16 protein-coding genes are annotated in these 13,744 nt (G+C 63.4%); 11 read left to right on the top strand and 5 right to left on the bottom strand.

The features are described 5' to 3' along the window. Positions 1 to 3: 3 nt before the first annotated feature. The 4 genes from J3361_RS13645 to J3361_RS13630 all read right to left on the bottom strand — a co-directional run bounded on the left by J3361_RS13645 (position 4) and on the right by J3361_RS13630 (position 2,307). Positions 4 to 444, bottom strand: a complete 441-nt coding sequence (locus J3361_RS13645; RefSeq protein WP_207965023.1) for a cytochrome c — start codon at positions 442 to 444, stop codon at positions 4 to 6. Positions 445 to 736: 292 nt separating this feature from the next. Then, positions 737 to 994: a cytochrome C oxidase subunit IV family protein gene (locus J3361_RS13640; RefSeq protein ID WP_207965022.1), complete on the bottom strand. Its 258-nt coding sequence runs from the start codon at positions 992 to 994 to the stop codon at positions 737 to 739. Positions 995 to 1,004: 10 nt separating this feature from the next. Beyond that, entirely contained in the window at positions 1,005 to 1,589 is a 585-nt protein-coding gene (locus tag J3361_RS13635; protein ID WP_207965021.1) for a cytochrome c oxidase subunit 3 family protein, read from the bottom strand. Beyond that, a complete protein-coding gene (locus J3361_RS13630) occupies positions 1,573 to 2,307 on the bottom strand; it encodes a CbbQ/NirQ/NorQ/GpvN family protein (protein ID WP_207965107.1) in 735 nt (244 codons plus the stop codon). The genes J3361_RS13635 and J3361_RS13630 overlap by 17 nt, the downstream gene beginning before the upstream one ends. A gap of 268 nt (positions 2,308 to 2,575) precedes the next feature. Between J3361_RS13630 and nirS the strand changes: the two genes are divergently transcribed. The 11 genes from nirS (at position 2,576) to J3361_RS13575 (ending at position 12,122) form a co-directional block, all read left to right on the top strand. Next, positions 2,576 to 4,255 (top strand): nitrite reductase, encoded by a 1,680-nt coding sequence (gene nirS, locus J3361_RS13625; RefSeq protein WP_207965020.1) that lies wholly within the window; start codon positions 2,576 to 2,578, stop codon positions 4,253 to 4,255. Between the two features lie 24 nt (positions 4,256 to 4,279). Continuing rightward, positions 4,280 to 4,588 (top strand): c-type cytochrome, encoded by a 309-nt coding sequence (locus tag J3361_RS13620; RefSeq protein ID WP_014339157.1) that lies wholly within the window; start codon positions 4,280 to 4,282, stop codon positions 4,586 to 4,588. A gap of 186 nt (positions 4,589 to 4,774) precedes the next feature. After that, positions 4,775 to 5,104 (top strand): cytochrome c, encoded by a 330-nt coding sequence (locus J3361_RS13615; RefSeq protein ID WP_207965019.1) that lies wholly within the window; start codon positions 4,775 to 4,777, stop codon positions 5,102 to 5,104. Further along, positions 5,101 to 6,279, top strand: coding sequence for a cytochrome D1 domain-containing protein (locus tag J3361_RS13610; protein WP_207965018.1), 1,179 nt, complete (start codon positions 5,101 to 5,103; stop codon positions 6,277 to 6,279). Before J3361_RS13615 ends, J3361_RS13610 begins: the two co-directional genes overlap by 4 nt. A gap of 2 nt (positions 6,280 to 6,281) precedes the next feature. Continuing rightward, the gene (locus tag J3361_RS13605) at positions 6,282 to 6,740 is read left to right on the top strand and encodes an Lrp/AsnC family transcriptional regulator (RefSeq protein ID WP_207965017.1); all 459 of its coding nucleotides are present in this window, start codon (positions 6,282 to 6,284) and stop codon (positions 6,738 to 6,740) included. Beyond that, positions 6,737 to 7,249 carry an Lrp/AsnC family transcriptional regulator gene (locus J3361_RS13600; RefSeq protein WP_207965016.1) on the top strand — a complete coding sequence of 171 codons (513 nt, stop codon included), beginning with the start codon at positions 6,737 to 6,739 and terminating at the stop codon, positions 7,247 to 7,249. Before J3361_RS13605 ends, J3361_RS13600 begins: the two co-directional genes overlap by 4 nt. Next, positions 7,242 to 7,685: an AsnC family transcriptional regulator gene (locus tag J3361_RS13595; protein ID WP_207965015.1), complete on the top strand. Its 444-nt coding sequence runs from the start codon at positions 7,242 to 7,244 to the stop codon at positions 7,683 to 7,685. The genes J3361_RS13600 and J3361_RS13595 overlap by 8 nt, the downstream gene beginning before the upstream one ends. Beyond that, positions 7,660 to 8,229 carry an Lrp/AsnC family transcriptional regulator gene (locus J3361_RS13590; protein ID WP_207965014.1) on the top strand — a complete coding sequence of 190 codons (570 nt, stop codon included), beginning with the start codon at positions 7,660 to 7,662 and terminating at the stop codon, positions 8,227 to 8,229. The genes J3361_RS13595 and J3361_RS13590 overlap by 26 nt, the downstream gene beginning before the upstream one ends. 338 nt (positions 8,230 to 8,567) lie before the next feature. After that, positions 8,568 to 9,746, top strand: a complete 1,179-nt coding sequence (nirJ, locus tag J3361_RS13585) for a heme d1 biosynthesis radical SAM protein NirJ (protein ID WP_207965013.1) — start codon at positions 8,568 to 8,570, stop codon at positions 9,744 to 9,746. Between the two features lie 40 nt (positions 9,747 to 9,786). Further along, a complete protein-coding gene (gene cobA / locus J3361_RS13580) occupies positions 9,787 to 10,629 on the top strand; it encodes a uroporphyrinogen-III C-methyltransferase (RefSeq protein ID WP_207965012.1) in 843 nt (280 codons plus the stop codon). Further along, positions 10,626 to 12,122 carry a nitrite reductase gene (locus J3361_RS13575; RefSeq protein WP_207965011.1) on the top strand — a complete coding sequence of 499 codons (1,497 nt, stop codon included), beginning with the start codon at positions 10,626 to 10,628 and terminating at the stop codon, positions 12,120 to 12,122. Before cobA ends, J3361_RS13575 begins: the two co-directional genes overlap by 4 nt. A gap of 265 nt (positions 12,123 to 12,387) precedes the next feature. Here J3361_RS13575 and J3361_RS13570 read toward each other — a convergent pair whose 3' ends face one another. Next, positions 12,388 to 13,572, bottom strand: a complete 1,185-nt coding sequence (locus tag J3361_RS13570; protein WP_207965010.1) for a porin — start codon at positions 13,570 to 13,572, stop codon at positions 12,388 to 12,390. Positions 13,573 to 13,744: the final 172 nt, after the last annotated feature.

The raw sequence follows: 13,744 nt of genomic DNA, 5'->3' as shown, positions 1-13,744 counted from the left end.
CTCTCAGCCCTCCTTGTTTGGCGGCCAGCCATTGGTGTTGATTTTCGAGCTCCACTTGAGGAACTCGGCGATGTCGTCGACTTCCTGCTCGCTCAGGTTGAACTGCGGCATGGCCCGACGACCCGGAACGTTCAGCGGCTGCATTTTCATCCAGGCCTGCAGGAACGGCTTGAAGGCGTCATCGCCACCGCGACGGTTGACCACGTTGCCCAGCTCCGGCGCGAAATACGCGCCCTCGCCCAGCAGGGTGTGGCAGCCGATGCAGTTGTTGCGCTCCCAGACGCCCTTGCCGCGTATCACCGATTCCGTCAATTGCGCCTGGTTGCTGCGCTCGGGAAAGGTCTGTTCCGTGTGGTAGGTCAGGGCCAGGAATATCAGGAAGAAGAAAATGCTTCCCCCGAAGTAAATATTCCTGGCCATGCCTTTGGTGAAGGTATCTGACATGGTCACTTCCTCATTGCTTGGCGTGACCATTCTAGGAAGCGCGGGGTCGGAAACCGCTTGATGGCGATCAAGAATCTCCGATGGTTTTGGTGGGTTGTTCCAAGGACACCACGATGATGGACAGCAGCGTTTGTGGCGAGGAAGCTTGCTGTGGCGAGGGGATTTATCCCCGCTGGGCTGCGAAGCAGCCCCAGAAACGTCTGCTACTGCGGTGTTTCAGACAGGTTGTAGGGGGCCGCTTCGCGCCCCAGCGGGGATAAATCCCCTCGCCACAGGGTTTGTGTTTGCAAGGTCAGATCGTGGCTGAGATGACAGTTCCTATCACAACCGCCAGCACCACCGCCCAGCTCAACACCAACCGCCGCCACAACCGCGGCGCATGGCTCAGTTCCATGAAACCGTCGGCGATCAGCCAGGCCTTCGCCACCGCGACCGCCAGGATGGCGATGGACACCATCGTGCTGCCGGCGACCTGGCCCAGGGCGACGGTGCCGCTGCTCAACACAGCCAGCGTCACCCAGCAAGCAATCAAGATACGGGAAGCGGACATACGCACCTCCTCAGTCAAGAATGTAGACAACCGGGAACAGCAGCACCCAGACCAGATCCACCATGTGCCAATACAGCACGCCGGATTCCAACCCACTGTTGCGCCGCGACCCATAGCGACCTCGCCGACAACCCTCGGCCAGCCAGGCAAGGATCACCATGCCCAGCAGCACATGGAGGAAATGAAACGCGGTGAGGATCCAGTACAAGGTGAAGAAGGTGTTGTGTTCCATCCCCAAGCCGTTCGCCAGCAGATGGGCATACTCCGTGAGTTTGATCGCCACATAACCGCAAGCGAGCAACAACGCCCCGCACAACCACAGCGCGGCTCGACGCGGCCGGTCCTGCCTGACTTGCTCTTGGGCCAGGGCGGCGAACAGGCCGGCGGTCAGCAGGCTGAGGGTCATCGCCAGGCCCGTGGACCGGTCCAGCAACTGCCGGCCTTCGCTGAACATCTGCGGGTACAACGCCTGGGCAACGATGAACGCCAGGATCAACAGCGCGAACACTGACAACTCGGCGAGGATGAAAAACCACATGGCCAGGTCCCCGGGCAACCGCCGGGACACGCCAGCGGTTTCAGCCGAAGTGGACATCGACGACATCCATCAACGCGGCAACGGTCTGCGGGTCGTCACTCAACGGCTCGGCCAGGCAGGCCAGGCAGGCTTGGCGCGGGTCCATGCCGGAGCCGATCATGCGCGCGGCGAAAATCAGCAAGCGCGTCGACGCCACTTCTTCCAGATCATGTTGGTCGAGCCGGCGCAGGGCCTGCCCGAGCCGCACCACTTGGGCGGCCAGGGCCAGGTCTACAGCCGCCTCACGGGCGACGATGCGTTCTTCATCGGCCACTGCCGGATAACCAAAGCGCATCGCCACGAATCGCTGGCGCGTACTGGGTTTCATGCCCTTGAGCAGGTTCTGGTAACCGGGGTTGTACGACACCACCAGCATGAACGACGGCGGCGCCTGCAGCACTTCGCCGGTGCGCTCCAGGTACAACTGCCGCCGATCATCGGCCAGCGGGTGCAGCACCACCGCCGTATCCTGGCGCGCCTCGACCACCTCATCCAGATAACAGATGCCGCCCTCGCGCACGGCCCGGGTCAAGGGCCCGTCCTGCCACCAGGTGCCTTGGGCGCCGATCAGGTGACGGCCCACCAGGTCGGCCGCGCTCAAGTCATCGTGGCAAGCGACGGTGTACAGCGGCAGCTTCAAGCGGTGGGCCATGTGCTGGACGAAACGGGTCTTGCCGCAGCCAGTGGGGCCTTTGATCAGCACCGGCATGCCGTGCTGCCAGGCCTGTTCGAACATCGCCTGCTCGTTGTCCTGGGGTTGATAAAAGGGTTCGTCGGGGTGCTGCAAAGTGTGGATAGCGTTCATGGCGAGGGCCTGATCAGACAACACGATTGCCGGCCACGCTACGGTGCCCTGCGACAACCTGGCAAGGGCGGCGGGCGGCAAACTTGATCGCCGTCAAGCGGCTCACCACCGCCCTGGGCATAGCCTTGCATCGCACCAAGAACCTGCGCGCCGAACGTCATTTACAGCGCAGCGCGGGTCATGCCTGAGGAGAAATGGAATGCTGATCAGCCACAAAAAATCGTGGGCCCTGAGGGTGACGGCGCTGTGTACAGCGCTGGTTGCTCCCTACGCCTTCGCCGACCAACCCACCACGCCGGAATCACCTCGCGTGGTCAAGACCGAAGGCGCCCCGGACCTGAGCCAGGCCGACTTCGACTCGGCGAAGGAAATCTATTTCCAGCGCTGCGCCGGCTGCCACGGGGTGCTGCGCAAGGGCGCCACCGGCAAGCCGCTGACACCCGACATCACCCAGTCCCGCGGCCAGGCTTACCTGGAAGCGCTGATCACCTACGGCTCGGCCGCCGGCATGCCGAACTGGGGCACCTCCAACGCCCTGACCAAAGACCAGATCACGGTGATGGCCAAGTTCATCCAGCACACCCCGCCGACGCCGCCGGAATGGGGCATGGCCGAAACCCTCAAGACCTGGAAGGTCCTGGTCAAACCCGAGGACCGGCCGACCAAGCAGCTCAACAACCTCAACCTGCAAAACCTGTTTTCAGTCACCCTGCGCGACGACGGCAAGATCGCCTTGATCGACGGCGACAGCAAGAAAATCGTCAAGCTGATCGACACCGGTTACGCGGTACACATCTCGCGCATCTCGGCGTCGGGGCGCTACCTGCTGGTGATCGGCCGGGACGCCAAGATCGACATGATCGACCTGTGGCCGAAAGAGCCGACCAAGGTCGCGGAAATCAAGGTCGGTATCGAAGCCCGTTCGGTGGAAACCTCCAAGTTCAAAGGCTACGAGGACAAGTACACCGTTGCCGGTTCGTACTGGCCACCGCAGTTCACCATCATGGACGGCGAGACCCTGGAGCCCAAGCAGATCGTCTCGACCCGGGGCATGACCGTCGACACCCAGCAATACCATCCCGAGCCGCGCGTCGCGGCGATCATCGCCTCCCACGAGTGGCCGGAGTTCATCGTCAACGTCAAGGAAACCGGCAAGGTGATGCTGGTCAACTACCAGGACATCAAGAACCTCACCATCACCAGCATCGACGCCGCACCGTTCCTGCATGACGGCGGTTGGGACAGCAGCCATCGCTACTTCATGACGGCCGCCAACAACTCCAACAAGGTCGCGGTGATCGACTCCAAGGACCGCAAGCTCACCGCCCTGGTGGATGTCGGCAAGACCCCGCACCCAGGCCGTGGCGCCAACTTCAACCATCCGCTCTACGGACCGGTGTGGGCCACCAGCCACTTGGGCGATGCAGGGGTTTCGCTGATCGGCACCGACCCGGTCAAGCATCCGCAATACGCCTGGAAACAGGTCGCTTCGCTCCAAGGTCAAGGCGGCGGTTCGCTGTTCATCAAGACCCACCCCGCGTCGCGCCACCTGTATGTCGACACCACCCTCAGCCCTGACGCCAAGCTCAGCCAATCGGTGGCGGTGTTCAACATCGACAAGCTCGACGCCGGCTACACCGTGCTGCCGATTGCCGAATACGCCGGCATCAAGAAAGGCGCGTTGCGCGTGGTGCAACCGGAATACAACAAGGCCGGCGACGAGGTCTGGTTCTCGGTCTGGAGTGGCCAGGAAGACGAGTCGGCGTTGGTGGTCATCGACGACAAGACCCTCAAGGTCAAGAACGTGATCAAGGACAAGCGCCTGATCACCCCGACCGGGAAATTCAACGTCTACAACACCCAACACGACATCTATTGAGCCCCATCAATAAGAGGAAAAACCATGAAGCCTATTCTGATCGCACTGGCCTTGACGGCCGCCTACAGCCTGCCGGCGTTGGCACAAGACGGCCCGACGCTGTTCAAGAGCAAGCCCTGCGCGGCCTGTCACTCCATCGACACCAAGGTGGTGGGCCCGGCGCTCAAGGAGGTCGCGGCGAAAAACGCCGGCGTCGCCGGAGCCCAGGATTTGCTCGCCAAGCACATCAAGGAAGGGACGCAAGGCAACTGGGGACCGATGCCAATGCCGGCCAATCCGGTGACGGAAGAGGAAGCCAAGATCCTGGCGGCGTGGGTCTTGACCCTTAAGTAACGCTCAAGGAGCACATCTGTGTGGCGAGGGGATTTATCCCCGCTGGGCTGCGAAGCAGCCCCAGGAAGGGCAGAACCTATCTGCCTGACACACCGCGATGTCAGGTTTTAGGGCTGCTTCGCACCCCAGCGGGGATAAATCCCCTCGCCACAGGGGACGCGCAAAAACTCAATCTAGGAGGACGTCATGGAACGACACCGCTTCATCACCTCGATAACCACCCTCCTCTTCATTTTCTCCTCCTGCGCGCTGGCCGCTCCCGACAGCCAGCGCCAGGCCCAACTGCAACACCTGCTGGACCAGGATTGTGGCGCCTGCCACGGCCTGTACATGACCGGCGGCCTCGGCCCCCCCCTGACCCACGAAGCCCTGGCCGGAAAATCCCGCGACAGCCTCATCGCCACCGTCACCCTCGGCCGGCCCGGCAGCGCCATGCCCGGTTGGGCCGCGCTGCTCGAACCCGACGACATCCGCTGGCTGGTGGACCGGCTCCTTCAAGGAAAACCCGCCCAATGATCCGTTCTCTCCTGTCCTCCACGGCCATCGCCCTGCTGCTCTGCGGTTGCGCCCAGACACCGTTGCGCGGCACCGGCGATTTGGGCGTGGTGGTGGAACGCGCCAGCGGCAGCCTGCAAATCATCGAAAGTGACACCCGCACCGCCCTGGGCCGCGTCGAAGGCCTGGGCGACCTGTCCCACGCCTCGGTGGTGTTCTCCCGCGACCAGCGCTACGCCTATGTGTTCGGTCGCGACGGTGGCTTGAGCAAAGTCGACCTGCTGAAGACGCGCATCGAGCGCCGGATCATCCAGGGCGGCAACAGCATTGGCGGTGCGATCAGCCAGGACGGCAAGCTGATCGCCGTCTCCAACTACGAGCCCGGCGGCGTCAAGGTGTTCGATGCCCGGACCCTGGAACAGGTCGCCGACATCCCGGCCACGCCGTTGCCCGGCGGCCAGAAACGTTCACGCGTGGTCGGTTTGGTGGATGCGCCGGGACAACGCTTCGTGTTCAGCCTGTTCGACACCGGTGAGATCTGGACCGCCGACTTCAGCCAGGGCCTCACCCCACGCATCGAACGTTTCACCGCCATCGGCCAGCAACCCTACGACGCCCTGATCACCCCCGACGGGCGTTATTACATGGCCGGGCTGTTCGGCGAGGACGGCATGGCCCAACTCGACCTCTGGTACCCGGAGCGCGGGGTGAAACGGGTGCTCGGGCATTACGGACGCGGCCAGGACAAGCTGCCGGTGTACAAGATGCCGCATCTGGAAGGCTGGGCGCTGGCCGACCAGCAAGCCTTCGTGCCTGCCGTCGGGCATCACCAGGTCTTGGTGATGAATGCCCAGGACTGGCAGCAGACCGACGCCATCGCCGTGGCCGGCCAACCGGTGTTCGTCACCGCGCGACCAGATGGCCGGCAACTGTGGGTCAACTTCGCTTATCCGGACAACGACCGCGTCCAGGTCATCGACACCCAGACCCACACCATCGTCGCCGACCTGCGGCCAGGCCCGGCGGTGCTGCACATGGAGTTCACCGCCCGGGGCGACCAACTGTGGCTGTCGGCCAGGGACGGTGGCGAGGTCCAGGTATGGAACCCGTATCGGCTCGAACGCCTGGGCAGCCTGCCGGCCCTGAGCCCCAGCGGCATTTTTTTCAGCAGTCGCGCGCACAAACCGGGGTACTGACCATGACACCCAACTCACTGGCCCGACGCCTGATCGATCGATTCCAGCACGGTCTGCCGTTGTGCGCCGAGCCCTATCAAGCCATGGCCCAAGCCTTGGGCTGCAGCGAAGCCCAAGTCATCGACTGCCTGCAACACCTGCAGGTGGCCGGGACCTTGTCGCGGGTCGGTCCGGTGTTCGAACACTCCCGCGCCGGAGCCAGCACCCTCGCCGCCCTGGCCGTGCCCGAAGATCGCCTGCACCAAGTGGCGGCACGCATCAGCCAATACCCGGAAGTCAACCACAACTATGCCCGGGAACATCGCTACAACCTCTGGTTCGTGCTGACCGGTCCCAACCGGGCGCACCTGGACAACATCCTTCAGGAACTGGAACACGACACCGGTCTCACGCCACTTGACCTGCCCATGCTCACCGCCTACCGCATCGACCTGGGCTTTGCCCTGGAGGCCACCCCATGAACATCGCCCTGAGCGAACAACAGTCACTGGCGCTGCGCCGTCTGCTGGAAACCGGCCTACCCCTGACCTCCCGTCCCTTCCAGGCCTTGGCCGAACAGATCGAGGCCAGCGAACCACAGGTACTCGAACAGGTGCAGCGCTGGCATGAACAGGGTCTGTTCCGCCGTGTCGGCCTGGTGGTCAACCATCGCGCCTTGGGGTTTTCCGCCAACGCCATGCTGGTGCTGGATGTGCCGGACGCCCTGGTCGATGAAGTCGGCCGACGCCTCGGCCAGGCCCCGGGCATCAGCCTTTGCTACCAGCGTCCACGGCGCCTGCCCCAGTGGCAATACAACCTGTTCTGCATGATCCACGGTCGCCAGCGTGACCGCGTCGAGGCCCAGGTCCAGGCGCTGCTGGAAGAACACCTGCTGGACGACCTGCCCCACCAGTTGCTGTTCAGCACGCACCTGTTCAAGCAATGCGGCGGACGTTTCGCCGCACCGGTCGGAGCCCGTAGCGATGGATGACCTCGACCGGCGCCTGATCAATCGCCTGCAACTGGGCCTGCCACTGGTCCGTCACCCTTGGCAGGCCCTGGCCGAGGAACTGGACAGCAATGCGACTGAACTGCTGGACCGCCTGCATGAACTGCTCAACGACGGCGTGCTGACCCGCTTCGGCCCGATGTTCGATATCGATCGCCTGGGCGGTGCGTTCACCCTGGCGGCACTGGCGGTGCCCGAATCGCGCTTCGAAACCATCGCCGAGCTGCTCGCGGACATGCCCGAAGTGGCCCACAACTACCGCCGCGAGCACACCTGGAACATGTGGTTCGTGCTCGCCTGCCCCAGCGAACAGGCGATCAACGACACCCTGCTGCGCATCGAGCACCTGACCGGTCTGATGCCGCTGAACCTGCCCAAAGAGGAGACCTACCATGTCGGCCTGTACTTCCCCGTCTGAGTCGTTGTGGCAAGTACCGCCACGGCTGGATGAAACGCCCTTGGCCCTGCGCCTGGTGGAACTGACCCAGGCCGGCCTGCCCTTGCTCGAAGACCCCTGGGCCTGGCTGGCCGAGCAACTGGGCTTGAGCGTGGAATCCACCCTCGACCTGCTCAAGCGCCTGCAGGCCGAGGGTGCAATCCGCCGCATTGCCGCCGTGCCCAATCACTATCGCCTGGGCTATCGCCACAACGGTATGACGGTGTGGGACGTGGCCGATGCCGATATCGCACGCCTCGGCGCCCTGCTGGGGGCGCAGCCCTTTGTCAGCCACTGCTATCGGCGCCCGCGCCGGCCCGGTTGGCGCTACAACCTGTTCGCCATGGTCCACGGCCGCAGCCGCGAAGAAATCGACCGCTACCGCGAACACCTGCGCTATCTGCTGGGGGACGCCTGCGCCGCCGACGACATGCTGGTGAGCAGCCGCATCCTGAAAAAAACCGGCCTGCGCTTGACACCTGTGGGAGCAAAGCTTGCTCGCGAAACAGGCGCCTCGGTTTTATGAAGGACCGCATCGGCTTTATCGCGGGCAAGCCTTGCTCCCACAACAAAGGAGCACCTATGTTGAGACCGGCCTGCGCCTGTCGCCTGTGGGAGCAAAGCTTGCTCGCGAAGCAAGCACCTCGGTTCCAGAAGGACCGCATCAGCTTCATCGCGGGCAAGCCTTGCTCCCACAACAAAGGAGCACCTATGTTGAGACCGGCCTGCGCCTGTCGCCTGTCGCCTGTGGGAGCAAAGCTTGCTCGCGAAGCAAGCACCTCGGTTCCTGAAGGACCGCATCGGTTTCATCGCGGGCAAGCCTTGCTCCCACCAAGCCTTGCTCCCAAGACAAAGGAGCACCTTATGTTGAGGATCAGCCACTACCTGCGGGCCCTGGCCGGGCATTGCCCCGCCCCACGTGTCGCGCCACCGGGCAGCCAGCGCCCGCCGGTGGTGATCTGGAACCTGCTCAGGCGCTGCAACCTGACCTGCAAGCACTGCTATGCAACATCCGCCGACAGCGTGTTTCGCGATGAACTGGACACAGCGGCCGCCCTCCAGGTCATCGACGACCTGCATGATGCCGGGGTGCGCGTGCTGATCCTGTCCGGCGGCGAACCCTTGCTGCGCGACGATCTGTTCCAGCTCAGCGCCTATGCTCGCGACAAAGGCTTTTTCCTGGCCCTGTCCACCAACGGCACGCTGATCGACGCGTCCAACATCGACCAGATTGCCGCGGCGAACTTCGACTACGTCGGCATCAGCATCGATGGCCTGGAAGCGACCCACGATGAATTCCGTCAGCTCAAGGGCAGCTTCGCCAGCTCCATGGCGGCCATCCGCCTCTGCCGCGAGCAAGGGATCCGGGTCGGGTTGCGCACCACCCTCACCCAGCAAAACCATGCCCAACTGCCACGTTTGCTGGACTTGATGGATGAATACGACGTACAGAAATTCTACCTGTCGCACCTCAACTACAGCGGCCGGGGCAAGCGCAGTCGCAAGCTCGATGCCCATCAGCAGATGAGCCGCGAGGCCATGGACTTGATCTTCGAACGGGCCTGGCACGACATCGAACAAGGCCGCGACAGTGACTTCGTCAGCGGCAACAACGACGCCGACGCAGTCCTGTTGCTGCAATGGGTATCCCGGCGCCTGCCCCAACACTACGCCGCACTGGAGCAGATGCTGCGGGCCTGGGGCGGCAATGCGTCGGGCAGCGGCATCGCTAACATCGACAACACCGGCGAGGTTCACCCCGACACCTACTGGTGGCAGCACTCGGTGGGCAACGTGCGCCAGACACCGTTCAAGACCCTCTGGTCAGAGCGCCCCGACGCCCTGCTCTTGAAGCTGCGCGAACACCCCCGGGCCGTGGGCGGCCGCTGTGGGCAATGCCGCTGGCTGGACATCTGTAACGGCAATACCCGCACCCGCGCCTGGGCCGACGGCGACCTGTGGGGCCAGGACCCCGGCTGCCACCTCAGCGATGACGAAATTGGCCTGCATCCGATCCCCAGCGTTGCGCTGCCCTGCGCCTGATGAACCGACGGCGAACCTGATACCGAACCAAGGAAGTCCCATGCCTGCCTCCATCGTTTTGCCCGCTGCCCTGCAATCGCCCTTCAGACCGGGCGAGGTCGCCCTGGTCGGCGCCGGCCCCGGTGACCCGGGCCTGCTGACGTTGCGCGCCTGGAGCCTGTTGATGCAGGCCGACGCGGTGGTCTATGACCGCTTGATCAGCGCGCAATTGCTCAGCCTGATTCCACTCACCTGCGCCCGGCATTACGTCGGCAAGGCCGCCGGCTGCCACAGCCTGCCCCAGCCACAGATCAACGAACTGCTGGCCGACCTGGCCGACCAGGGACAACGGGTGGTGCGGCTCAAGGGCGGCGATCCGTTCATCTTCGGTCGCGGCGCCGAGGAACTGGAGTATCTGCTGGCGCGGGGTATCGATTGCCAAATCGTGCCTGGCATCACCGCCGCGGCCGGTTGCAGCACTTACGCCGGCATTCCCCTGACTCATCGCGACCTGGTCAATTCCTGTCGTTTCATCACTGGTCATCTGCAACGCGAAGGCGACCTGAACTTGCCTTGGCAAAGCCTGGCGGATGACAGCCAGACCCTGGTGTTCTACATGGGCTTGTCGAACCTCGGCACCATTGCCACGCAGTTGATCGCCGCGGGCCTGGCGGCTGATACGCCGGCGGCGTTGATCAGCAACGGCACGCGCCCCGACCAGCAGGTCCTGCGCGGTACTCTCCAGCAACTGCCGGAGCTGGCGCAGGCGTGCGCCGAAGGCCTGCCGACCTTGACGGTGATCGGCAAGGTGGTCGGCTTGTTTGCCCATCAGTTGCTGGAACATCCAGCCCGTCTGCACCCGGCCCTACCGCTCCAGCCAAATATCGCGAGGGTCGCCTCATGAGAATCGGCTGGCTTGCCCCATTGCTGTGGATCGGCACTGTCCACGGCGCCACAGTGCCGGAACCGGACCTGGCATCGGCCGAACAGACCTACCAGCAACACTGCCAGCAGTGCCACGGGGTCAATCGCATCGGCGCTGCCGGGCCGGCACTGTTGCCGCAGAGCCTGAGCCGGATCAAGCCCGACGAAATCCGCCAGGTGATCACCCATGGACGCCCGGCCAGCCAGATGGCGGCGTTCGGCGCAGTGCTAACGCCCACGCAGATCGATGGCCTGACCCACTACCTTCAACGTCCGCCCGCCGTCGAACCGACCTGGAGCGAGGACGATACGCGCCGCAGTCATCGCCTGCTGGCGGATGTCGCCAGCCTGCCTGATAAACCCCAGCACCACGCTGATCCGCTGAACCTGTTCGTGGTGGTGGAGGCTGGCGATCATCACGTCGATATCGTCGATGGGGATCGCTTCGAAGTCCTGGCACGCTTCGCTTCACACTTTGCGCTGCATGGCGGCCCGAAATTTTCCCCGGACGGACGCTTTGTCTATTTCGCCTCCCGGGACGGCTGGATCAGCCTGTATGACCTGCATAACCTCACGCTGATCGCCGAGGTGCGGGCCGGGCTCAATACCCGCAACCTGGCGGTGAGCAAGGACGGGCGCTGGGTGCTGGTGGGCAACACCCTGCCGGGCAACGTGGTGGTGCTGGATGCCCGCGATCTGTCACTGGTCAAGACCGTTGCAACGGTGGGCCTGAACGGTCAGCCGTCGCGGGTCAGTGCGGTGTATACCGCGCCACCGCGCAACAGCTTCATCGTCGCCTTGAAAGACGTGAAAGAGGTCTGGGAGCTATCCACCGGACCGAACCCGGACTTCGTGCCCCGACGGATCGAGGCCGAGGATTACCTCGATGATTTTTCTTTCTCGCCTGATTACCGGCAGTTGCTCGCCACCTCACGCAAGGCCCAGGGCGGCCAGGTGATCGACCTCGACACCGGACGGATCGTCACTGACATCGCGCTGCCGGGCATGCCGCACCTGGGCTCGGGGACCTATTGGAAACGCGATGGACACTGGGTGTTCGCCACGCCCAACATCAGCAAAGGGCTGATCTCAGTGATCGATTTCGACACCTGGAAAGTCATCAAGCAGATCCCCACGCTCGGGCCGGGATTCTTCCTGCGCAGCCACGTCAACTCCCGCTACGCCTGGACCGACGTGTTCTTCGGCCCGGACAACGATGCCATCCACCTGATCGACAAACAGACCCTGGAAATCGCCCACACCCTGCGGCCCATGCCCGGCAAGACCGCCGCCCACGTCGAGTTCACCCGCGATGGTCGCTACCTGCTGTTGAGCATCTGGGATAGCGATGGCGCGCTGATCGTCTACGACAGCAACACCCTCAAGGAAATCAAGCGACTGCCCATGAACAAGCCTTCGGGCAAGTACAACGTCGGCAACAAGATCGAGTTTGCCGAGGGGACGTCGCACTGAAAAAAAGGGGCTGATGCGCAGCCCCCTGGAGCAAACTCCCCGCCACAACAGACTGCGACGGGGTTCAGTTGGAATGACTATTGTGGCGAGGGGATTTATCTGTGGAAATAAAGGCCTGTGGGAGCATGGCTTGCCCGCGATGAACGATAACGCGGTTCAGCTGTTCGAACGCGGCGCGGCTATCGCGGGCAAGCCTTGCTCCCACAAGCCTTGCTCCCACAGGCCTTGCTCCCACAGACGGCGTCGGACCCAAAGGATTCAACTCTTACCAGGTAAGCACCGCCCCCACCGCAAACGTGTCGGTATCTTCGTTCTGGGCGCTCGTATCGTGGCCATTGATTTCGAACTGGTTGTACTCGGCCACGAGCTTGAGGTTGTCGTTGATGTCATGGAACAGCGCGATGCCACGGGTTTCGTAATCGGCACCACTGCCTACCACGCCATTGCCGTCGTCGTCGGTCTTGCCGTAGGACAACGCCAGGCGGTTCTTGCCCAACTTGTACGAGCCCTGCAACAGATAGCCCTTGCTGTCGACATTGCGCAGGGTCGCTTCACCGGCATTGTTGGTGAAAAACGGGTTGATGCCCTTGGCCTGGAACCCCGAACCGGTGAGCGACAGCCCGCCCATCTTGGCTTGCACGCCATACCCCAGGCCCTTGGAAGTGACCGATTCGACGCTGGAGTCGGTGTTGTCCGAGGTCTGGTAGCTGCCGTTGAGCCAGCTGTAGATCTTCGCCCCGCCCAAGTCGAACTGGTAGGTGATCTCGCTCTCGGTGCGCGGGTTTTCCTGATAGGCCTTGCCGGTGGCGCTGTTGTCGTTGGTGTCCACCGGGTCCATGATCCCCACCGCCACCCGCAGCCCATCCATCACTGGCGTGCGGTAGGTGATCTGCGAGGTCGGGAACGGGTACGGATAGCCGCTGCCGATGTTGCCGAACGAGACGCCACCGCCGTCCACCAGCCCCAGGGTGTCGCTGACTTGGCCATAACCAGCGAGCAGTTCGTCCAGCAGGATGTTGGAGCGGGCAAACAGGCCGAAGTCCTTGCCGATCAGCACTTCGCCCCACTCCGGGTTGGCCACGGTGCCGTAGAACTGGCGCACATCGATGGCGGTGTCGGTGCCGTTGGTTTCACTGTCGTTGATGGTCACCCAGAACGAGGCCCGGGCGCCGAGCTTGAGGTCATCGACCTGCTTGCCCATATTGAAACCCAGGTAGTTGGGCAAAAAGCCCATCTTGACCCGCGCCTGCCGACGGTCGTACTGCTCACCGGCGCGGTCCACGTCGCTGTTGACGTAGAAGGCGTTGATATAGCCATCGGTGGAAAAGGTGGTCTGGTCCTTGTCGTACAGCATGATTTCAGCGTTGGCCCAAGGCGTCAGGCCCAGGCTGGAAAGACCGGCGATGACCGCAGGCAAAAAACGCAGGCAGGTATTTTTATTGTTGTGCATGGCGCGCTCCGCAACAGGGGACGGGATGTCGGAGGCGATTATCGAAAGGCGCCCGGGCGCGTCATACGCTGCCTTGGAGGCAATTGGCGGATGCTTTGGCAGCGCCGGCCCGGCGCGGCAGTTTGGGTGTAAGACGGCGAGGCTGGCGGGCGCGGTACTTTGGGTGTGGGCC

This window comes from Pseudomonas sp. OA65, from assembly GCF_017498305.1.
GTDB classification, from domain to species: Bacteria; Pseudomonadota; Gammaproteobacteria; order Pseudomonadales; family Pseudomonadaceae; genus Aquipseudomonas; species Aquipseudomonas zanjanensis.
The sequence above is the reverse complement of the archived record's forward strand: the minus strand, read 5'-3'. Positions and strand labels throughout refer to the sequence as shown.